Source organism: Gynurincola endophyticus (genome assembly GCF_003991195.1).
GTDB lineage: Bacteria > Bacteroidota > Bacteroidia > Chitinophagales > Chitinophagaceae > Gynurincola > Gynurincola endophyticus.
Genome location: NZ_RCWL01000003.1, coordinates 97378 through 119175, shown reverse-complemented (window position 1 = coordinate 119175; position 21798 = coordinate 97378). Strand labels below are relative to the sequence as shown.

The following is a 21798-nucleotide window of genomic DNA, read 5'->3' as shown; positions in this document are numbered from 1 at the left end:
TGGTTATTATAGAAGACTTGAAGCATTCTGCGGTGAATGTATGAAATATTCGCCGCAAACAGGTAAAGCTGCGGCTGCGGTTATGGATTTTCATTGCCATTTTCATCTTATTGGAATATAACGAAATCTGACAGCTTAATGATTTATACATTGAAAAGGAAAGTCGACGGTGTTATGAAACCACCCGCGATCATACTGCTATTATCTTTAACAGTAATATTCTTTTACTGTCGCCAGACTTCTCTTAAAATACTGTTTCATACAAATGAAAAAAATGAAGCTACTGGCCCGGAAGAAATGCAGGTCTATTACTTAAAGAAAAAAGCAATAAATGCAGATTTTAACTATCCGAAATTATTTAATCTGGATGGACTGCTCACCAGAAACGTCAGTTTTGAAAGCCATCAACCATTTGAACCTGTAAGCGGAAGGTTTATTTATTACCAGTTTATAGCTACTTTTAAGGGACAGGCATATAATAGTGACGGACCACTACTTTTTAAAGATTTTCATGATATTCTGATTGTTAAAACAGATGACTCAAACAAAATCATTGATGCGTATCAATATACCTTAGAATGGAGCGAACCACCATTACAGTATGATTTGTTTAAGCTATCATCGATAAATATAGAATTGAAAGATTCAATGAATATCGCTGAACTGAATTTGACGCGGGCTTATAACAGGAGTAGGCATGTAGATACTTTAAAAGAGAATGGTGTTATAAGGTTTTAATATAAAGGCAATTTACAATGTCAGAAATACTGGAAAAAATATTTTATCAACTCCTGTCTACTTACACGGAGAATGCTTCCCGGAAGGATAAATGTTGGAATGAAATAGAACAAAACTATCAGCAGGAGAACAGGCATTATCATAATCTTTCCCACCTTGAGCAAATGATTGCGGCACTCCATGGTGCTGAAATAAAGATTAAAGACTATGATACTTTATTGTTTTCGATATTCTACCACGACATCATCTATCATCCTGCCGCGAGTGCTAACGAAGAACAAAGTGCTGAACTGGCGAAGCGCCGGCTTGAAGAACTGGGCTTGCCGGTTGAGCAGATTGAGAAGGTATGCGGACAGATCATTGCTACAAAAGCACATCAGAGATCAGCAAACACTGATACGAATTATCTGCTTGATGCCGATTTAGCAATTCTAGGACAAGCCCCGGAGATCTATCTTAACTATAGAAAACAGATCAGGGCAGAGTATTCAATTTATCCGGATGCTTTGTTTAATGCAGGGCGTAAAAAAGTATTGCAACAGTTTTTGAACTTTCAGGAGATTTTCAAGACGCCTTTTTTTAAAAACAAATATGAATCTCAGGCGAGAGAAAATTTGCAGAGAGAACTTGATTGGTTACAGCATAGCTCTTAAGACTGCAATAATGAAAAAGATTAAATCAATATTTTATTTACAAATACCTTAGCCATTCATCTCTTTAAGTAATAACCGCGTTTACGGAAACACGTAAATCCTCCCCGCAAAAAAATTTCATATTTAGTCAGGTCCTGATATATTTTCTTTACCTGAGTCCTTAGATAATGCTGAAGAGCCTGTGTTTCTGAATCTGTGCTAATTAATTGAGTTACATAGGAGTTGTTAGCAAAGTTCTTTTCCTTCCTTTTTTCGAGAGTTATTCTGCTGCTTTTTGTTAAATTTACTTTACCCTTCCTGTTCACCATGGGCAGGGTAAAGCTACTCTAAAGTAATCTTTAAGCGATATGAAACCCTCAAAAAAACATACCGATTCCATCATTCTTTCTGCGGTGAATATACATATTATTCTCCGCATTTTTGCGGTGAATAGAGGGGCTTATTCACCGCAAAATAGATTCTGCTACGGGGATAAATGAGAATTATGGTTTAACAAATAAGTACTCCACTGATGAACTTAACAGACGGGGTTATAATAAAGTGACGCAATATTAGTAAGATATGTGATGAAGTATTATAATTTTTCCAATACTTGTTGTTTCGTGATAATTCATATATTGAGTATTCTGTAATATATGCTCTTTTATAGCAGGGTATAAAAATCAGGTAGTCGGGCTATTAAGTGTTTAAAGAATTAAAAATTAACAATAGATGAAATATTTAAAAAAGACATGGGTGAGAGTTGTTGTGAGTTTATTTGCGGGAGGTGTTGTTTCAGAGCTTATCCATATATCCACAGGTGATCCGAATCGACCGATGACTTCTAATTTTACGATTTTGTATGCATTTATTATTTATAGTATTCTTACACGTACTGTGAAAAAAACTTCAAATGGTGTAAAGTAATTTTTAAGGAGTCATAATTTATTTTTACATAGCAGTTAATGGTTTTTCTAATAACTAATTTTCAACAGCTTGTTTTATATGAAACCCTCAAAAAAACATACCGATTCCATCATTCTTTCTGCCGGCGAAGGACGTACTTACCAGTGCGGAAATATGACAGCGATTTTCAAAGCCGATGAAAATGAAACGAATGAAAAGTATAGCGTTTCTGAATGGTGGCTGGAGCCAAACTCGGATGGCCCCGGTGCGCATTTCCATGAAGAGAATGATGAAGTGTTTTATGTATTGGAAGGAACAACTTCTTTTCTGGTAGGTGACGAATGGATCGATGCACCAAAAGGTACTTTTCTCAGAATTCCCGCAAAAACAATGCATGATTTTAAAAATCAAACCAACCAAAAAACCGGCGTTTTAAACTTTTTTATTCCCGGAGGATTTGAGCGCAATATGCCGGCTATTGTAAAATGGTTTGAAAACAATCAATAAAAACGCATGGCTAAAGCAAAACTCACCGATAGCGAACTGGTTACACAACATATTCAAACCTTGTCGCCTTCCATTCAACCCGCAGTGGAATACCTGCGCCGGTTTATTCTTTCTATCGACAAGGAAATTGGTGAACACGTCAAATGGAACTCCCCCGCTTTTTACTATGCCGGAGATATGAAAGTTTTTGATGCCAAAGAGTACAAACGCGACCTGCTGGTAATGAACCTGCGCAAAAACAAAATCATGTGTGTGCTACCTACCGGAGCCACTATAAAAGTAAATAAGGATTTACTCGAAGGTGATTATACCGACGGCAGACGAATGATTCACTTTAAAAATCTTGAAGACATCCGGGCAAAAGAAAAAAAATTAAAAGCTACTATTACAGAGTGGCTGACTTTGGTGGAGAAATGAGAATGACCACTTTTAATCTCCTCATTGAAACTTTCTGCTGATGTTTCTCGTATGTTATAGTATTATTCAAAAGACTTATTACGGAAAACCGTACATTATATACGAATAGTATTCTGACCTTTACCTGTGTTAAAACTGGTAGTTATAATACTATGTGGTAAAAGAATGCGTTATCCACTATAGGGTATCTTAAAACAGCATCTTGTTTTTATTGATTTTTATCAATGGTGTTGGTGTGCAGTACGTATACTGTTGACTGTCAATATGTATTTGTTGGCTTTTGTAATAATATCGGATAAAGAAGGTTACAAAACCCTATTCTGCCCACCCCAAGAAACAGAAATATGTTTTCGGTTTACATTCTTATGTATATTTAGTAGTTGACTGAAACCTGTTTTGCTTTTAAGTAAACGGTCAGTTCAATGCAGCTTACGATTCAGGAATTATTTAATTAGCATAACACAAAGAACTAAAAAATAACACACAACCGGCTTTAAGAAAAGCTGTAAGCTGTTGGTTTCTAATTTTAAGTAAATACTATACGTTGAAAGTAACATTCAAAAAGAAATGACAGCTGCTATTCTATTTGCCTTTGCATTATTTATTTTTTACCTGATGGTAAAACCTAAAAAGAAACAAAAACAGAACGTTGTTAATACGCTTCCTATGAGAACCAGGAAATCATTAAAAGAAACTACTGACGAAGAATATATTCAGCATATTCTCAATAATATAAAAGTTACCATTACTCATACAGACTCAAAAGGTAAAGTCAAAGACAGTTCTATTATAGATGTTACAGGAAAATCACAAAAAATAAACCATCACATTGACAAAAAAAAGCCGGAGGCTCCCTACTGGGCGCATGATTATATAAAACAGCATACGGATATCGATAAGGCCAGTGTTGAGCAGAAGTCTTTTTATAAAATATTTAGAGACAAATTTATAAAAGGAGAATACCTGGAGATAGGAAAGAATGTAAACTATGCGTCAGTTTTACTACTTGAGCTCCTGAATGATTATGAAAAGGATAAAAATATTGTAAGACTTGAAAGTCAGCTCAAATTGCTGGCACAAAACTACCCACGTGTAGAGTCAGCCGCAATTAACGCTCTGATAAAGAAGATGGAAGAGCGCGGTGATGATGAAGAAGCAGAGCGGATAAAAACAGAGATTGATGCAACTACTGACGGATATGATACCAGTTCAGACTTCTGGAGATTAGGCCGAAAGTACAATGTTTTATTAAATCTGGATAATGAGCAGGCGAGCCTGCTGGATAGAATTACACATCCGACTAATAATTTCTGTGATATTGAGTTTTGCCTGATTGCCACAGTAAAGCTATATGTTGCTTTAATTGATGAGTTAAGAAAAAAGTATAAAGAAGAAGGTTCTTCTTTTAAAGATATCATTGAGGAAGCTGCGGATATCATTGTAAGAAAAGAACATAAATATAGAAAAGGATCTAATGACTATAAATATTTTATGAAAATTTGTGCCGATGGTATACATACAACTACATTTCAATATTGTGAAAATGCAGTTCGTATAAAACATGGGTATAATCGTAAAATAAATACTGATACCGGTTATTCTAATAAGGACGTAAATAGTATTCTGGAAGAAAAATACTTCTCTAAAGTCAAAGAGTTACTACCTGCTTTATCAGAGCAGATTGAGCTTCCTGATCAAAAATCGGAAGTAGCGCTGAATGCAGTCAGTACTACCCGGTGGAAAAAGCAGTTTGAGGAATTAACAACTGTATTTGATGGAAATGCTAAAAAGTTTGTAGAATCGGTCATTAACCTCGGTAAATTAAATAAAAAAAATCCCAGCGTTGAGAATATCTTTTTTGAGGCCTCAAAATTTATTTCTAAAAGCGACAGGGAGTCTGCTATTTCTCTTTATTTGTATTATTTACATTACGATTTAAAATCGGCTTCTTTTAACAACAAACAACTTACTAAAACAATTCAGAAAAGTTTATTTCAAACGAATGAACAATTACATGCTTTTGAAAAAATTGTAAGTGATCTGATTCATGATAAAGATTTAAAAAAAGCACTTCGTACTGTTCCTGTATTATATGAAGTTAAACGTAAGAAAATTAAACTCGATTCTTCGTTTATAAAAGAAGCCCGGCAACAACATTCAGAAACAGTAGAACTTCTGAACGAATACCTGAAAGATGATTTTGAAGATGATAATACCTCTATTAAAGCGGTGGAAATTAATAGTGAGGAGGTGAAAATGGAAATTGTTAAAAAGAATGAATTGGAACATGCTTCGCCTTTTGTAAACGAATTAGTTTTGAATAACCACCAAACAGATGTTATCGGGCTATTCGTAAAGAGTAACTTTTCTTTAGCAGTAGAGGATTTCGAAATTTATTCTAAAACAAGAGGTCTTTTCAGTAATCAGCTTATAGAAAGCATTAATGAAACATGTTACGAATTATTAGATGATCTACTAATTGAAGAAGAAGAAGGTTTTTATACCATCAACCCTAATTATTTTCAACGAATCAGCGCAATATGATAGATAATATTAAACCTAAAGAAGCTACATCGATTATCAATTCACTTATCGGTGGAGTTGTTCCGAAAATTGGTGTACAGCATATCGCAGTTGGTCGCTCCGAAGAAATCAGTGCCGTTATTACAGCTTTAAATGATGTAAAGGAAGGACACAGTATGGTGAAATTCTGGATTGGCGACTTTGGTTCTGGTAAATCCTTTATGCTTCATCTGCTAAATACTGTTGCCTTAAAGCAAAAGTTTGTTGTATCAAATGCAGATTTTACACCTGACAACAGGCTTTACTCTAATGATGGTAAAGCAGTCATATTATACTCCGCTATCATTGACAACATTTCGATTCAGACAAAACCTGAAGGCGGCGCATTACCAACCTTATTAGAAAAATGGATAGAACAAGCAGTTCTTCAGGCGTCCAGGGTTAACAACATCCCTCTCACAGAAATTCGTAATGAACAGCATTTGCCGTTGGTACAGGCTACCATTATGGAAACGATCAATGAGATTACAGAAGTGGGAAGTTTTGACTTTGGTACAGTGATAATGAAATATTATGAAGGTTATATTAAAGATGATGATTTATTAAGACGGAGTGCATTGAAGTGGCTTAAAGGTGAATACAAAACAAAAACAGAAGCAAAACAAGAGCTGGGTGTAAGGGAAATCATTAACGACCTGAATTATTACGATATGCTTAAAAACTTCTGTCGCCTGTTTGTAAACATGGGCTATAGCGGTTTTATGATCAATCTGGATGAAGCCATTAATCTGTATAAAATTTCAACCTCTGCTATGCGTGAGAAGAACTATGAAAAAATTCTCACTATTTATAATGATTGTTTACAAGGTAAAGTGAATCATCTTTTTATAAACTTTGCTGGAACAAAAGAGGTACTAGAAAATGAGCGACGGGGATTGTTCAGCTATCATGCTTTAAAATCAAGATTATCTACCAATCGGTTTGAAACACAGAATATCCGCGATTTCGCACAGCCTGTAATCAGATTGTTTCCACTTAGTCATAATGAAATTTTCGTGTTACTTCAGAAACTGAAAGCTATTTTTGACTTTCACTATAAAACGCAAATATCCATTACTGATGATGAAATACATCAGTATATGGAAGTTATGTTCAATAAGCCCGGGGCTACGGAGTTTCTCACGCCCAGAGAAGTCATTCGCGACTTTTTGAGTATCCTCAATATTCTTCGTCAGAACCCGCATGTTGATAAGGCTACTCTTTTCGGAGATATTGAAATAACAGACGAACGGCCAGACGAAATCTCATTTGACAGTATAGAAGAATTATAAATGTCGTTTAATTTACTTTCAGAACCTATACGACGATATATTCGTGATCAGGGTTGGGATGAACTTCGCCCTATCCAAAATGCTGCTATTGATCGGATCATAACATCTGACAGTAATTATATCCTTGCATCCAGAACGGCCTCCGGTAAAACCGAAGCGGCATTCTTACCAATTCTAACAAAAGTTAACTTTAAAGAGCCGGGTGTTCAGGTGCTTTATATTTCCCCGTTGATTTCTCTGATCAATGATCAGTTTAATCGAATTGAAGAACTTTGTAAATATCTGGACGTTTCTGTTACCAAATGGCACGGTGAAGCCAACAGATCAGGAAAAGAAAAACTAATTAAAGAGCCCAATGGAATTGTATTGATTACACCCGAATCAATCGAAGCAATGTTCGTAAACAAAACCCATCAGGTAAAACATCTTTTCGGAAATCTCAAGTATGTGGTGGTTGATGAAGTTCATGCATTTATTGGCACAGATCGGGGTATACAGCTGAAATCAGTTTTATCCAGACTACAACAGCTGAACCAAGATTCTTTTAAAATAGTCGGATTATCGGCAACGATCGGAGATTATAGCGAAGCTAAAAAGTTCACGGGAGATGAATTAAATACAAAAGTTTTATTAGATAGAACTGCCAAAGAAATAGCGGTGGAATTCCGCTATTTTAAAAGCACAGGTGATGCCTTGCCGCCCGATCTGTTAGATGATTTGTACGAAGAAACAAAAGATAATAAAGTATTGATTTTTCCGAATAGCAGAGGTCGTACAGAAGAAGTTGCCGTAAGTCTTAAAAAAATTGCTGCCAGGAAAAAAGGACACACGAATTACTTTTCACATCATTCTTCAGTAGATCGTGAAGTAAGAGAATATGTTGAATACTTTGCAAAGAATAATATCCGACAAAATTTTTGTATTTCCTGTACTTCAACACTGGAATTAGGAATAGATATCGGTAGCGTAGATGAAGTTGTTCAGATTGACGCAACGCATAGTATTGCCTCATTGATTCAGCGGGTGGGGAGAAGCGGTAGAAAAAAAGGTCAAACCAGTAACCTGTTTTTGTATGCTACAAAAGAGTGGAGCCTTATACAATCGATCGCCTGTTGGTTACTCTATAAAGAAGACTTTATTGAACCTCCATTTATTAAGGAAAAATCATTTGACATTCTGGCGCATCAGATTTTGTCAATTGTTAGAGGATCTTCAGGAATTAGACCTTCCTCTTTAATAGAAACCCTTAGAAAGAATACTGCTTTCAGCACTATTGAAATACATGAAGTAGAGGCTATCATTACATATTTACTGGAAAATGATTGGTTGGAAAAAATTCAACAGGATTTGATTATTGGTGTTAGCGGTGAAAAAATCGTTAATCACCGAGACTTTTATAGTGCTTTTAAAACAGAAAAAAACTTAAAAGTAATAAATGCCGGAAACAAGATCGGCGAAATTCCTTTTTCTCCACAAATAATACAAGATGAAAATATATTGCTCGCTGCTAAAATCTGGAAAATAAAAGATATCGACCAGGCAGCCGGAAAAATTCATGTAATACCGGCGAATGATGGAAAGAAACCTATGTTTTTTGGAACTGCTGGTATGACTCATTCACGAGTCAGAGAAAAAATGATTGAAATATTATATGAAAAAGAAAGTTACAGCTTCGTTGATAATCCGGGAAGACAGGAAATCAACTCAATGCGTGATTTCTTTTCTTCTTTCAGAATTGATAATATCCGAATCCAACGGCCATTGCTCGTTGCCGATAACTATCTTGAATTGTTTACGTTTGAAAGTACACGAATCAACAGAACATTACAATTGTTCTTAAATATAGCAGAGATAAAAAATGATCTAAAAGAGGATGCCAGTTGTTTCAGGTTAGAAATTTCTAAAGAAGAATTGTTTACGAAATGGAATTCGCTATTAAGCATTGTTCCGCAAATTGACAACCACATCAGTCATCTTTTAGAAACCTGGTCCGGTACTTTAGATCGTTCAAAATGGAGCTTTCTGCTTCCTCTACCTTATCAGGTCGAACTTTTGAAAGCAAACTATTACGATATAGCATCAACTGTCAGGTTTCTGGAAACAGTTGTTTGGGTTAGTAACAGTGTTGAATAATAGTATATATTAATTGGGAATGCTGAAAACCGATTTTACTTCATGTTTAACCGTATTGGATGGCTATCACAAAACCTATGCACCAATAAAAAAATCAAACAAAATATAGAGTGGTTGAACATTAACAACGACTTTATATTTAGTACAACGAAAGTTGTACTAATTTGAATACGTTTTACGTATCAATGTTTTTTAGTTTACTTTATTATTAACAACCTCACTTGCAATGAGTTTTATTTATTTCTTTTTTATAGAATAACTTCAGACATACCCAGGGTAATTATCTAGTGCCATATTTTTCGACTAGTGTATTGATTTCTGTTATACATAACCGTATATTTATTGATACAATTAAACCAATGTATCAATATGACAAAATATATTCCCTTCAGTGGTGCTACCGCCAGTTTTATTGCTAACATCGATGAGGTAAAAGATCAGATTGAGCTGGAATCTGAAAATTTGCTGCGATTAGTTAACTCTAATCAGGTGCAGTTACCTACCAGGTTGAGTGAGCTCGACAGAGAAACCGTTGATATCATTGACCTTTCAGTTGATACGGCACTGGCGCTCCGCATTCCTTTTGGTGCTACAGATAATAAACTGTCGAGAAGAGTGTTTATTCAGGAGTATAAAAAGTATAAAGAAATTACTCAGGGAACCGATACACTTCATTGTGGTATCAGTATCCGTTGGATTGTAAATATTAAAAAATTGAATGCATCAGCCGATGTTTCTTCCTTGCCGATGGTGACGGCTTCTGCCCAGTTTAATAATCTAAGTGCTTCCGTACGTTTTGAGGTAGTCGGAATTTCTTCGAGCGAGATAACCGGATTGCTTCCCTCAAATGTTGACTTGAAAGCAGATACGTATGTAGAACTAAAAAATGCTTTTGAGAAAATCAAATCTAAAATCTGGGAAACGAATACGACAATTCTTCCTGCAATATTGGGTGTTTTCGGTACGATTAAAAGCGAAGAAGAAAAAGTAATGAATGACGCAGTTGCAATTGCTTATGCTTTAAAGAAAATAAAAGACGGAAGAAATTTGCAAAAGGCACTGAGTGATGTTGCTGCTAAACCGGAAACAGTGAAGGATATTGTCAAATCTGTTTATTCGGAAATTAATAAATCTTCGTCTCTGACAGCAGATGTAACCGCCACAGCTAAAGATAAGGCTAAGCAGATTTTGAATGATCTATTGTAGTTAGATTTAATTAGTTAAGAGTAGGGCAGGATTCTTATACCTGAAATGTCACATTTTTACAAGTTTTGGTCTTCTCTTTTTACGAAGATCACCGGAGCAGTTTTTGGAAAATTCAATTTTTTTTCGTATTTTATTATTATCGGAGAACATTTGCTGATGTTCTTTCATAACCTCTTTGGTTTCAGACAGTACGTTGATTTTAAAAAACACCACCTTATGCGGGATGTTCAGAATGTTGAAATACCTTTTAATAAGCTCAGAGCAGTAATACTTTTGCTGATTTCTATCCTGTTTTTGTTAGCAGGTATCTGGCTGATAGTCAGCGATCCTCAGTCTGGTAATTCTTTCTTTGATAATCCTGTGCTAAAAGTAATTGCAAAATATGGTGCCTTAATGTTGGGCACTTTAGGAATATATTTTTTTTCTAAACAACTGTTCAGAGAAAATGCTGCTTTGTTGTTGAGTCAAGATGGAGTATCGGAGAATGTTACCATTTTTAAAAAGGGGCTGATTCCGTGGACTGATATAAAATCAATTGAAGATTGCTCTATTCGAACGGCTGTTTCAAAACAATCATTTGTTGTATTAAAACTTCATGATCCGGAAAAATATATTTCAGCAGAAGCTAATCAGTTCAAGAAAAACCTGTTGAAATCGAATCTGAAACATTATGGTTCTCCTGTATTAATTACTACGAATGATGTAAAGATGGAGCACCGTGAATTATTGAGCTTGTTACATAAATACTTTGAAAGATATAAAATCGCATAAAAGAAAATCCCGGTGAACTTTACCGGGATTTTCTTTTATTCAAACTTGTTTAGGGGAATATTCAATAAACGTGCTGCGTTTTTATAGTAAACTTTCTTTAAAACTTCGTCACTCAGCCCCATTCCATACATTGCCCAAAAAGCATGATACTTCTTATGATAAGGAAAATATTCGTCGTTGGTTTCCAGTACTCTGAAGTAGGTTGTATATTCAGCAGGAACCCAGCTGTCTTTACCAAACAAAATTCTGTCTGAATATTTATCAAAGAATGCTTTTGCTGCTTTAGGCTGGCGGCCAAGTTCAGCAATAACAGCTCCGAACTCAATCATCATATTCGGCATTTGATCGAGGAGTGTTGATAAATGCTGCAGGTCGTTAGGATACCATCCGAAGTGAGCAGCGATAAATGTCGTTTTTGGATGATTTTTGAATAGGCGGTGTTGCTGTGCGATCAATGTATCAAAAGGTGCGGGATCGTTTGCTGAACGCTTCCGGTTAGGATGCGTTAACAGTTCTAACCATCTTTCGTTTGATTCGTCGGGTTCTCCCCAGAAGGAGGGAGGGTCGGCAGTATGGATAAGTACCGGTACTTTTAATTTGCCACAAAGATCCCAAAGCGGCGCCAGGCGTTTATCATCAATTGCCACGTATTTACCATCGGTGTCTTTAACGCTAAAACCAAGGCTTTTAAAAATCTTTACTCCTTTTGCCCCATAGGCAATATCCTCTTTTAATTGCTGTACTGCTTTTTCCGTCCAGCCGGCATTTCCGATGCCATTGAAATCGATATTGGCAAACACTACAAAACGGTCACTGCCGGTTTGTTTCAATGCATCGATCTGTTGTTTTAACCGATCTCCCGAACCACCACTCAGGTTTACCATTACCCGCATATTTAAAGTGTCCATTGCTGAAAGCAGTTGCTTTTGGGCCGCAGCATCCAGATTACGTTGGTGATTGTGTACGTCAATAAAAGGGAACTTCGCGCGTGTTTGTACATGTGCTGCTACTTTTAGTGTACTGGGTGGGTTATAGCTTTCAAAATCAATTCTAGCTTTTTCCTGTGCATTTAAGGTGCTGGTGGATACAAGTGTACCCAGTAATAAAGAGGTTAATCTCATATGGAAGGGGTTAGTCTTTTTGAATTTCTTTTTTTACGAGTTCAATTCTTTCTTTTAAAGTTTCATAAGGAGTAAAGCCGCTACCAATCATATAAAACTTTTGCTCTCCGGCCTGAAAAAAAACTGCAGGATAACCTTTTACCTGTAGTTGCTGACACAGTGCAAACTCATAATGTGCCAGTTCTTTGTATTTTTCACTGTGAAGTTTTTCATAGAACTCCTGGTGATTGATATTGTATTTGTCGAGTAAATGTCTGTAGGCTTCATCATCACACAGATCTCTGCCTTCATAATTGAGTGCATATTGAAGATCAGCTGCGAAATCAACCTGTAAAGACGGGTACATTTCTTTGAAAATGGATAATGCGATGGCTGGTTTTTCTGAGTTTGGGTACCAGTCGCTTTGATCGGTATTGAAAACATGCCAAAGAAAATCTTCACCAAAAGTAACACCGGTTAACTCTTCTACTCTTTTATAATTTTCTTTAATTACCGTTGCCATCGCAGTGATGTGTCGTGGTGTTTCGGGAAGAATCATTCCTCCTGAAAGCACTTCAAACTGCAGCTCTTTTTTATATTCGTGTGCTATTTTTCTGATTACCTTACTGAATCCGTAACACCATCCACAATAAGCGTCGTAGCAATAAATGATTTTGTTCATAGCTCAAATTATTATACAAGTATAACAATATAACTGCTAAAAAGATCTGAAAAAACAACTGTTCGGGCTTGTTTAATAGGAGGAAATAATCTGGATATAAGAACTTGTATTGCGATCTGGAGAGTCATTCAGCTGCATAGAATAGCAAAAAAATACCCTCCATACATTTTGGAGGGTATTTTAAACTTTACATATGTTTATGGTCTGCCGTTACTATTACTACTTGATCTTGAAGGAGCACCGCCACTGCTTCTGGATGACTGGCTACTGCTTCCTCTGGAAACACTGCCACTGCTTCTTGAAGATTGACTGCTGCTACCTCTGGAAACGCTGCTGCCTGAACTTCTGCTAGGGCGTTCGCTGCTGCGTTGAACCGACGCTCCGCTTTGACGGCTTGGAGCACTACTTCCACGCTGTACGCTTCCAGACGATCTGTTAGGCGCCTGCTGTTGCGGACGGCTAACACTGCCACTGTTTCTTTGTGGTGGCGTATTGTTTCTACCGTTATTATTCGGAGTTACTCTCGTATTATTGTTCGGACGGTTAACCTCTCCTCTGTAAGATCTTTCCGGTGTACGGTTTTCACTTATTTGAGGTCGCTGTCCGTTATTTGGTCGTTGCGTACGATCATTGCTGCGGAATGTTCTGTCAGAACCCGCTTGCGGAGCTCCTGCATTTCCACCCGCATTATTGTTGCGATACTCTCTATTAATACCATTGTTTCTGTTTTGTGTAACATTTCCTCTGTTATTAATATTGTTGTTTCGTGTTGAGTTATTATTTCTATAACTACGATCAATCGCTTGTCCGCCGTTTGTTACTCCTTCTCTGCTATTACCATTGTTTCTGTAGCTGCGATCAATTCTTTGACCTCCATTATTGGCCGTTCCTTCATTTCTGTTACTGCGGTCAATACGTCCACCATTTGAAGGATTATTTCTTACCACACGTTCGCCTGCATTCGGATTTTGAAATCTGGCAGAGTTTCTTTCAATATTTCTTGGCGGTCTGGTAATCTGACCATTGTTTCTTTCCGGTTGAATAATTCTACCTCTGTCTCTGCTCACAATATCTCTTCTGTCGCGGTAGATGTTATTATTTCTGATACCTCTGGTAATCTGAGGGCGATAGTTGTTATAATATCTATTGGAATAAAATCCGGTTCTAACCATTTGTCCTCTGAAATAATGTGGTCTGTAAACATAGGAAGGGCGATACATTCTTGGTCCCCACCAACCGCAGTTATTCCATCTCCATGGATTATAGAACCATCCGGAATAGTAATTAAATCCAAACCCGTAACCATACCACGGATTATATCTGATATTGAAGCCCCAGGTATAAGGTCGCGCATAGTAGTGATTTCCGATCCATGGTCTATAAAAATAACCGGTACCGTAAACAACAGTTGGTCCATAGATGTAAGTGTTCAAATATCCAGGTGTATACCCCATGTAAACATAGTCGGGAGTTACGTCATAGATGTAAACATACTTTACGTTGTACACAGGAGAACTTGGTGGAATCAAAGCTACCTGGTCAGGGCGATCAGTTGCTACCTGCCACGGGCCTTGTGCCGAATTTGAAACATACCATACTCCATCTTCTACTGCGTAGAATCTGCCCTGGTATTTAATAACAGAAGCGGGTGAGTTTACAGCATATTGCATGTTGGTGCCATCAATGCTTTCGAACTGAGGCTGGCCGTCATAAGAGATGTTTGTATTAGAAGAAGATCTGCTGATTTTAGCGGTTTGCGGAATCTGTGCATCCAATACAGCCTCTTTTGCGGCATTCGTACCTGCCACAGATGCTAATACATTATCTTTAGAAGAACCTTCAATGATTTGTGCAAAGTCTTTCGGAAGACTTTCGGATGCAATATATTTCCAACTGTTGTTCAGGTTGTTGCTGGTATACCAGCGGCCTGCCAACAATGTATAATATTGCTGAGAGTTGATGTCCATAAAAATGTCATCATCTGAGTTTTCTACAAACAATAGATTGGTTCCTGTAACCGGTGAAAAGTTAGCTTCACCATTACTTTGAATTAATTCTGCCGGTTCAGTACTTACTATAATATCGTAAATAGTGTTTTCATCGTATTCTTCGAATTCCTGGCTATTATTATCTTCCTGAATTTTCTTTAGTGAGCTCTCTACCTGGCTGATTTTTGGTGGAAGATTGGTGGTTAGAGCATAGTTTCCTTTTAGTGAATTAGCTACATACCAATGTTTACCTCCGTATACATAATGTTTTCCGTCAGTATTTTGTACAATAGCGAACGGCGAGTTCACCACCATATTCACTCCTAATTCTTCATTTTTCTGATAATTAGGTGTTCCATCTACCAGAATCAGAATACTTGGCTTTTGGGCATAAATAATTTTTGGAGCATTATGCTGAATGTTTTTAGACAAAGCATTTTCTTTTTGATATAGCTGTAGGGCATTATCAAACTGAGACTTGGTTAGCGTGAAATTAATTTTATCGGACTTAGCCGTTAAATCTGCTTTCAGTGCTGCTTCGGTTTCATCATTCAGTTGTGGAATTTTAATGTCGGTAACATTAATATTTTGAAGTTGAATCTGGCTACCATCTTCAACAGAAGTAGCAGAAATCCACATCATTCCAAAAACAGGGTCTTCGTTGCCTTTATTATAGCTGATCGCTACTTTAGCATTTACCTGATTGCCTGATTTTGATTCTGGTTCTAATTGATAAATCTTCAAATTAGCCCCATCGTTAAGCGGAACTGTTTTGGTTTGAGCATTCACAGCAAAACCAAAAAGAACGCCTAATGTTGTCAGTAAAAATGATAAGTATTTCATAACGGAATCATTAAGAGGTTAATCCAATATACAACGATTAGACGACTAAATCTAGTGTAGGATTAATCGGAAAGTCTTGTTTGTGAAAACTTTATCAAAAGGAAATGTTAAGTGAATTTACACATTAAAGGAGCTGTTATCAGTTGAAAACCGATAACAGCTCCTTTAAGAATGCTTAGATAAAGTGAAACAATTACTTATATAAAAAAGTAGTGTATAAGTATTTGTATCAGAATTAATAAATTTACAGGAGAAATTAAAATGATATTAATGTGCTTCTAACCAATTAAATCCTGCGCCAATTTCAGCTTCTACAGGAACATCATTGGGAAGAGGCAGTGCAGAACGCATACAATCAAGAATAATCGGTTTGATAATATCTACTTCATCTTTATGAGCGTCAAATACCAATTCGTCATGTACCTGAAGAATCATTTTTGATTTAAAGTTCTCTTCTTTAAATCGATTATGAATTTTAATCATAGCGATTTTAATCATATCGGCAGCAGTTCCCTGAATAGGTGAGTTGATGGCGTTTCGTTCAGCAAATCCTCTTACTGTAAAGTTTGAGGAGTTGATATCTTTTAACCAGCGTTTTCTACCCATGAGTGTTTGCACATAACCATTTTCTTTTGCAAAATTGATCATGTTGTTCATGTATTCCTGAATAGCCGCAAACTGTTTTTTATAGTTGTCGATAATTTCTTTTGCTTCAGTTCTGGAAATTCCAAGATTATCGGCTAAACCAAATGCTCCTTGTCCGTAAATGATTCCAAAGTTTACGCTTTTCGCTTTATAGCGCATTTCTTTACTTACTTCTTCTTCTGCTACAGCGTATACTTTTGATGCAGTGGCTGTATGAATATCTTTATTGGCTTTAAAGGCTTCGCACATTGCCGGATCGCCACTAATAGCTGCTACGATTCTCAGTTCGATCTGAGAATAGTCTGCAGAGAGCAGAATGTGGTTTTCATCGCGGGCGATAAATGCTTTTCTGATTTCCCGTCCTCTCTCAGTTCTGACAGGAATATTCTGAAGGTTCGGATTAATGCTTGATAATCGCCCCGTTACAGCTACCGCCTGTGAGTACGAAGTGTGTACTCTACCGGTTTTACTGTTAATCATAGTTGGCAAAGCATCTACATAAGTAGATTTTAACTTCGTTAATTCTCTGAAAGCAAGAATATTGTCTACTATTTTATGTTCTTGTGATAATTTGGTTAACACATCTTCTCCGGTAGCGTATTGACCTGTTTTGGTCTTTTTTGCTTTGGGATCTAATTTCAATTTTTCAAACAAAACTTCCCCCAGTTGTTTTGGAGAAGCAAGATTAAACCTGACGCCTGCTTGTTCGTAAACGGATTCTTCTGCTTCTTTTGCAGCGATTTCCAACTCTTTCGAGTAATTATTTAAGAAATCCGTATCTACTTTAACGCCGGTAAATTCGATATCAGTTAATACCGGAACAAGCGGGTTTTCAACTTCACCGAAAACTTTTTCTACTGCTTTTTCTTTTAATAATGGTGTAAACTGGTGTTTAAGCTGTAATGTGATGTCGGCATCTTCTGCAGCATATTCGGTAATTGTAGGGATATCAACATCGCGCATGTTACCCTGATTTTTTCCTTTTTTACCGATTAGTTTTTCAATTGAAATGGGCGTATAGTTTAAAAATTGTTCACTTAAAAAGTCCATACTTCTTTTACCATCCGGGTCAATTACATAGTGCGCCAGCAGGGTATCGAATGTTTTTCCCTTAAATTCAAAGCCGTACCATTTGAGGATGAGCATATCGAATTTAAAGTTATGGGCTACCCATGTAATTTCAGTATCATCAAACAAGGCTTGTAAGAGTTGAAGTTTTTGAATAGCTTCCTCTCTATCAGGAGGCATTGGGATATAATATCCTTTATTTTTTTCAAAGCTGAAGGATACGCCAACAAGTTCAGCTTCGTTTGCATCCAGGCCAGTCGTTTCGGTGTCAAAGCAAATTTCTTTTTGCTGCAATAAAACTCTTACCAATCCATCAATCTCTTCATCACTTTGTATGGTTTGATATTCGTGCGGCGTGGTTTCAATGGTTTGATGTGTGGAAAAAGTATAATCTTCTTTTTCTTCTTCAGATTCTGTGTTGGTGGTTGCCACAACATTTCCGAACAAGTCGGTTTGAACACCTGCGGCAGGAATTTTACCCGCCACAACGATTTCTTCACCTAGAATTCTGGCTCCGAGCGTTTTGAATTCTAGTTGTGTAAATACCTCTTTTAAGGCAGAACGGTTCCATTCTTTTAGTAAGAAGTCTTCTTCATGAAATGAAACAGGAACATTGGTAATGATGCGCGCCAACTTTTTAGAGATGATGGCGTTGTCTTTACCATTTCTTACTTTTTCGCCTAGAGCTCCTTTAATTTTATCTGCATTTTCCAGCACACCTTCAAGGGATCCCCATTCTTTTAAAAGTTTAGCAGCTGTTTTTTCTCCTACACCTGCAATACCAGGGATATTGTCTACTGCATCGCCCATCAGGCCCAGGATATCTACTACCTGATCAACATGCTCAATGTTCCATTTTTCGCAAATATCGGCAGGGCCTAGTATTTCTGCTTTACCGCCTTGATAACCGGGTTTATATATTTTAATATTTTCTTCTACTAATTGACCGTAATCTTTATCGGGTGTTACCATATACACATCGTATCCCTGAAGTGCAGCCTGCTTGCTAAGTGTTCCGATGATATCATCTGCCTCGTAGCCATCGGCTTCAATGATAGGTATATTAAAGCCTTTCAAAAGTTCTTTAATATCCGGAATTGCGATGATGAGATCTTCCGGAGCTTCCTGGCGGTTCGCTTTGTAATCTGCAAAATCTGTATGTCGTTCGGTAGGGGTCTGTGTATCAAAGCACACGGCCATATGTGAAGGCTTTTGGTTATTGATGAGCTCAAGAAGCGTGTTTGTAAAACCAAACTGAGCATTCACGTTTTTACCTTTAGAAGTAATTCTGGGACTTCTGATAAGAGCGTAGTATGCTCTAAAAACCAATGCCATTGCATCTAAAAGAAATAATTTTTTTTCCATACGCTGTGGTCCTTACTTTTTCATTTGTTTAAGTTTTTCCTGCATTGCAAACATCTGGTCTCTCAAGCGAGCTGCTTCCATAAAATCTAAATCTTTTGCAGCTTTTTCCATTGTCTTTTTCACGTTTTGAATTGCTTTTTCAAGCTGTGGAATCGTTTGATAGATTGTTTCTTCTTCTGCTACTTTAATAAAATCCGCATCTGCGAGTTTTGCTTTTTCATTTTCTGGATCATATCCCTTGATGTCGAGTACAGATGTTTGTGCGAAAACCTGGTCTTTTGATTTTACTACAGTTTTCGGAGTAATTCCGTGTAGTTGATTATAGGCGATTTGTTTTTCTCTTCTTCTGTCGGTCTCTTCCATTGTACGTCGCATACTTTCAGTAATCTTATCTGCATAGAAGATGACTAATCCTTCTACATTTCTTGCTGCCCTTCCTGCTGTTTGTGTAAGTGATTTCTCATTTCTTAAAAAACCTTCTTTATCGGCATCTAAAATTGCGACGAGAGAAACTTCCGGTAAATCTAAACCTTCTCTCAGTAAGTTTACACCCACCAGTACGTCAATGTCTCCAAGTCGGAGTTGTCTTAATATCTCTACACGTTCTAAGGTATCCACTTCGCTGTGAATATATTTACTCTTGATATTTATTTTATGTAAATATTTATCCATTTCTTCTGCCATTCTCTTGGTAAGTGTTGTTACCAATACGCGATCACCTTTTTTTACTCTCTTATCAATTTCTTCTAAGAGATCGTCAATTTGATTATGGCTCGGCCTTACTTCAATTGGTGGATCTAATAGTCCGGTTGGACGAACAACTTGTTCTACAACAATACCTTCACTTTTCTCTAATTCGTATTCTCCTGGCGTGGCTGATACAAAAACTGTTTGATCGATCATGTTTTCGAACTCATGAAAGTTCAATGGCCGGTTATCAAGTGCTGATGGAAGCCGGAAGCCATAATCAACCAAAACAAGCTTTCTGCTTCTGTCTCCTCCATACATTCCAGAGATTTGAGGGATGGTCTGATGACTTTCGTCAATCATACACAAAAAGTCTTTAGGGAAGTAGTCCAGTAAACAGAAGGGACGTGTTCCTGGTCTTCTACGGTCAAAAAATCGTGAATAGTTTTCTACTCCATTACAATATCCTAGTTCCCGAATCATTTCGAGATCATAATTAACTCTTTCGTTGAGACGTTGTGCTTCTATAAATTTTCCTTGTGATTTATAGTATTCAACCTGGGCCTGGCATTCATCCTGTATTTCATGAATGATTTCCTGTAGCATATCTTTTGGTGCAACATATAGATTGGCTGGAAATATAGCCGCTTCTGTTACACGTGCAATTCTTTTATTGGTATCAACGTCGATCGTTTCAATGCTTTCAATTTCATCGCCAAAAAAAGTAACTCTGAATCCATGGTCAACATAGGGTAAATTGATGTCTACCGTATCTCCTTTAACCCTGAAGTTTCCTCGTTTAAAATCTATTTGCGTGCGTGAGTACAGGGCATTTACTAAAGAATGTAGAAAGCCTTGCCTGGAAATTGTTTGTCCCTGAGTGATTCGTACGATACCGTTTTCAAACTCAGCAGGGTTACCAATACCATATATACAGCTTACGGATGCTACGACTATAATATCGCGTCTTCCGGATAATAGTTCGGTAGTGGTTTGCAAACGGAGTTTTTCAAGTTCTTCATTAATACTTAAATCTTTTTCAATATAAGTATCAGATACAGGCATATATGCTTCAGGTTGATAGTAATCATAATATGAAACGAAGTAGCCTACAGCATTATTCGGAAAAAATTGTTTGAACTCTCCATACAGCTGAGCTACCAGGGTTTTATTATGGGTTAAAACCAGGGTAGGCCTTTGTACATTTTGAATAACATTGGCCATTGTGAATGTTTTACCGGAACCGGTAACACCCAATAATGTCTGAAACTTTTCACCTTCTAAAAGCCCGTTGGTCAACTGAGCAATTGCTGTTGGCTGATCGCCAGACGGCTGATAGGGAGAATGTAATTGAAAAGGCATAAACTTAAAATTTCTTCTTCACTATATTATACGAAACACACAGTCAGTTTGGATGACTTATTCTATTTTTCTTTTCAGATAGCCAGAATAGTCTTGCAGTTTTATAGTATATTCTTCATGCATCAATTTAGATGTTAGCACAAAGTCGGCTGTTGAGCGATCCATTGCAACAATACAATTCCATGCCACAGCAACACGTAAAAGCGCTTTTACATCACTGTCATGTGGTTGTGCTTCCATTGGGTCCCAAAAGAAGATGAGTGCGTCTATTTCGCCCTGAGCGATCAAAGCTCCTATTTGCTGGTCACCACCCAGCGGTCCGCTTAGTAGTTTTTTAACGGGGCGATCGAGTTCTTCTTCTAAAAGTTTTCCGGTGGTACCAGTTGCTACTAACTCATGTTTTGCCAGAGCTACTTTATTAAAAATTGCCCAATCGATCAGATCCTTTTTCTTATTGTCGTGTGCCACCAGTGCAATTCTTTTTCTTGCGTGAAGCTTTCTAGATGTATCCATTTGGTTATAAGTTACTTGATAGGAGGTGTTAAAGATACTGTAAATGTATAAGTTGGTTATTTTTTATAATTTTTGAACGGCTTCGTAAGCAATTGAGTTACTTGTTTGAAAAACAAATGCTTACACATTGTTTTTATTTTAATTTAAAACTCCTTGGTTTAGAGCAGTTAATTGATTTTAACAAAGTTGAGCATCAATTAACAATTAATTTAAAAATAACCTTTAAATAGTATTGTGTATTAGGAAAATTGGACTTATTTTTACCTCGGTTTTTCATAGGATATTGGATTTTAAAAGCGGGGTTGAATTTCTATTCTGACCCCTTTTTTTATGTATATAGTTCATTATGAATAATTTGTATATAAAAAATGGCCTGCAACG

General features: G+C 36.9%; 15 protein-coding genes. 9 read left to right on the top strand and 6 right to left on the bottom strand.

All coding sequences use genetic code 11. The features are described 5' to 3' along the window. Positions 1-150 precede the first annotated feature (150 nt). From D9O48_RS07070 to D9O48_RS07030, 9 genes are all read left to right on the top strand, one after another. Entirely contained in the window at positions 151-738 is a 588-nt protein-coding gene (locus D9O48_RS07070) for a hypothetical protein (RefSeq protein WP_126972085.1), read from the top strand. Between the two features lie 17 nt (positions 739-755). Then, on the top strand, positions 756-1391 hold the full coding sequence (locus D9O48_RS07065) for an HD domain-containing protein (protein WP_126972083.1): 636 nt from the start codon (positions 756-758) through the stop codon (positions 1389-1391). Positions 1392-2375: 984 nt separating this feature from the next. Continuing rightward, positions 2376-2783 carry a cupin domain-containing protein gene (locus tag D9O48_RS07060; protein ID WP_126972081.1) on the top strand — a complete coding sequence of 136 codons (408 nt, stop codon included), beginning with the start codon at positions 2376-2378 and terminating at the stop codon, positions 2781-2783. Between the two features lie 6 nt (positions 2784-2789). Beyond that, on the top strand, positions 2790-3200 hold the full coding sequence (locus D9O48_RS07055; RefSeq protein ID WP_126972079.1) for a DUF1801 domain-containing protein: 411 nt from the start codon (positions 2790-2792) through the stop codon (positions 3198-3200). 666 nt (positions 3201-3866) lie between these two features. Then, positions 3867-5744: a tellurite resistance TerB C-terminal domain-containing protein gene (locus D9O48_RS07050; protein WP_158624841.1), complete on the top strand. Its 1878-nt coding sequence runs from the start codon at positions 3867-3869 to the stop codon at positions 5742-5744. Next, positions 5741-7054 (top strand): ATP-binding protein, encoded by a 1314-nt coding sequence (locus tag D9O48_RS07045; protein WP_126972075.1) that lies wholly within the window; start codon positions 5741-5743, stop codon positions 7052-7054. Before D9O48_RS07050 ends, D9O48_RS07045 begins: the two co-directional genes overlap by 4 nt. Further along, on the top strand, positions 7055-9187 hold the full coding sequence (locus D9O48_RS07040; protein ID WP_126972073.1) for a DEAD/DEAH box helicase: 2133 nt from the start codon (positions 7055-7057) through the stop codon (positions 9185-9187). A gap of 369 nt (positions 9188-9556) precedes the next feature. Continuing rightward, positions 9557-10393 carry a hypothetical protein gene (locus D9O48_RS07035; protein WP_126972071.1) on the top strand — a complete coding sequence of 279 codons (837 nt, stop codon included), beginning with the start codon at positions 9557-9559 and terminating at the stop codon, positions 10391-10393. Between the two features lie 216 nt (positions 10394-10609). Beyond that, positions 10610-11164: an STM3941 family protein gene (locus D9O48_RS07030; protein ID WP_126972069.1), complete on the top strand. Its 555-nt coding sequence runs from the start codon at positions 10610-10612 to the stop codon at positions 11162-11164. A 35-nt stretch (positions 11165-11199) separates the two neighbouring features. On the opposite strand, the gene D9O48_RS07025 is transcribed toward D9O48_RS07030, so the two are convergent. The 6 genes from D9O48_RS07025 to D9O48_RS07000 form a co-directional block, all read right to left on the bottom strand. After that, positions 11200-12285 carry an amidohydrolase family protein gene (locus D9O48_RS07025; RefSeq protein WP_126972067.1) on the bottom strand — a complete coding sequence of 362 codons (1086 nt, stop codon included), beginning with the start codon at positions 12283-12285 and terminating at the stop codon, positions 11200-11202. 10 nt (positions 12286-12295) lie between these two features. After that, positions 12296-12946: a DsbA family protein gene (locus tag D9O48_RS07020; protein ID WP_126972065.1), complete on the bottom strand. Its 651-nt coding sequence runs from the start codon at positions 12944-12946 to the stop codon at positions 12296-12298. A 197-nt stretch (positions 12947-13143) separates the two neighbouring features. Next, positions 13144-15777 carry a hypothetical protein gene (locus D9O48_RS07015; RefSeq protein ID WP_126972063.1) on the bottom strand — a complete coding sequence of 878 codons (2634 nt, stop codon included), beginning with the start codon at positions 15775-15777 and terminating at the stop codon, positions 13144-13146. A 267-nt stretch (positions 15778-16044) separates the two neighbouring features. Further along, positions 16045-18855, bottom strand: coding sequence for a DNA polymerase I (gene polA / locus D9O48_RS07010; RefSeq protein WP_126972061.1), 2811 nt, complete (start codon positions 18853-18855; stop codon positions 16045-16047). Positions 18856-18867: 12 nt separating this feature from the next. Beyond that, on the bottom strand, positions 18868-20904 hold the full coding sequence (gene uvrB / locus D9O48_RS07005; RefSeq protein ID WP_126972059.1) for an excinuclease ABC subunit UvrB: 2037 nt from the start codon (positions 20902-20904) through the stop codon (positions 18868-18870). Between the two features lie 57 nt (positions 20905-20961). Further along, complete coding sequence (locus tag D9O48_RS07000) at positions 20962-21417, bottom strand: methylglyoxal synthase (protein ID WP_126972057.1); 456 nt, start codon at positions 21415-21417, stop codon at positions 20962-20964. Positions 21418-21798: the final 381 nt, after the last annotated feature.

What these genes read in the sequence shown, in the direction of transcription:
- D9O48_RS07065 (WP_126972083.1), top strand. Translation starts at nt 756, where the DNA reads ATGTCAGAAATACTGGAAAAAATATTTTATCAACTCCTGTCTACTTAC.
- D9O48_RS07060 (WP_126972081.1), top strand. Translation starts at nt 2,376, where the DNA reads ATGAAACCCTCAAAAAAACATACCGATTCCATCATTCTTTCTGCCGGC.
- D9O48_RS07055 (WP_126972079.1), top strand. Translation starts at nt 2,790, where the DNA reads ATGGCTAAAGCAAAACTCACCGATAGCGAACTGGTTACACAACATATT.
- D9O48_RS07050 (WP_158624841.1), top strand. Translation starts at nt 3,867, where the DNA reads ATGAGAACCAGGAAATCATTAAAAGAAACTACTGACGAAGAATATATT.
- D9O48_RS07045 (WP_126972075.1), top strand. Translation starts at nt 5,741, where the DNA reads ATGATAGATAATATTAAACCTAAAGAAGCTACATCGATTATCAATTCA.
- D9O48_RS07040 (WP_126972073.1), top strand. Translation starts at nt 7,055, where the DNA reads ATGTCGTTTAATTTACTTTCAGAACCTATACGACGATATATTCGTGAT.
- D9O48_RS07035 (WP_126972071.1), top strand. Translation starts at nt 9,557, where the DNA reads ATGACAAAATATATTCCCTTCAGTGGTGCTACCGCCAGTTTTATTGCT.
- D9O48_RS07030 (WP_126972069.1), top strand. Translation starts at nt 10,610, where the DNA reads ATGCGGGATGTTCAGAATGTTGAAATACCTTTTAATAAGCTCAGAGCA.
- D9O48_RS07025 (WP_126972067.1), bottom strand. Translation starts at nt 12,285, where the DNA reads ATGAGATTAACCTCTTTATTACTGGGTACACTTGTATCCACCAGCACC.
- D9O48_RS07020 (WP_126972065.1), bottom strand. Translation starts at nt 12,946, where the DNA reads ATGAACAAAATCATTTATTGCTACGACGCTTATTGTGGATGGTGTTAC.
- D9O48_RS07015 (WP_126972063.1), bottom strand. Translation starts at nt 15,777, where the DNA reads ATGAAATACTTATCATTTTTACTGACAACATTAGGCGTTCTTTTTGGT.
- polA (WP_126972061.1), bottom strand. Translation starts at nt 18,855, where the DNA reads ATGGAAAAAAAATTATTTCTTTTAGATGCAATGGCATTGGTTTTTAGA.
- uvrB (WP_126972059.1), bottom strand. Translation starts at nt 20,904, where the DNA reads ATGCCTTTTCAATTACATTCTCCCTATCAGCCGTCTGGCGATCAGCCA.
- D9O48_RS07000 (WP_126972057.1), bottom strand. Translation starts at nt 21,417, where the DNA reads ATGGATACATCTAGAAAGCTTCACGCAAGAAAAAGAATTGCACTGGTG.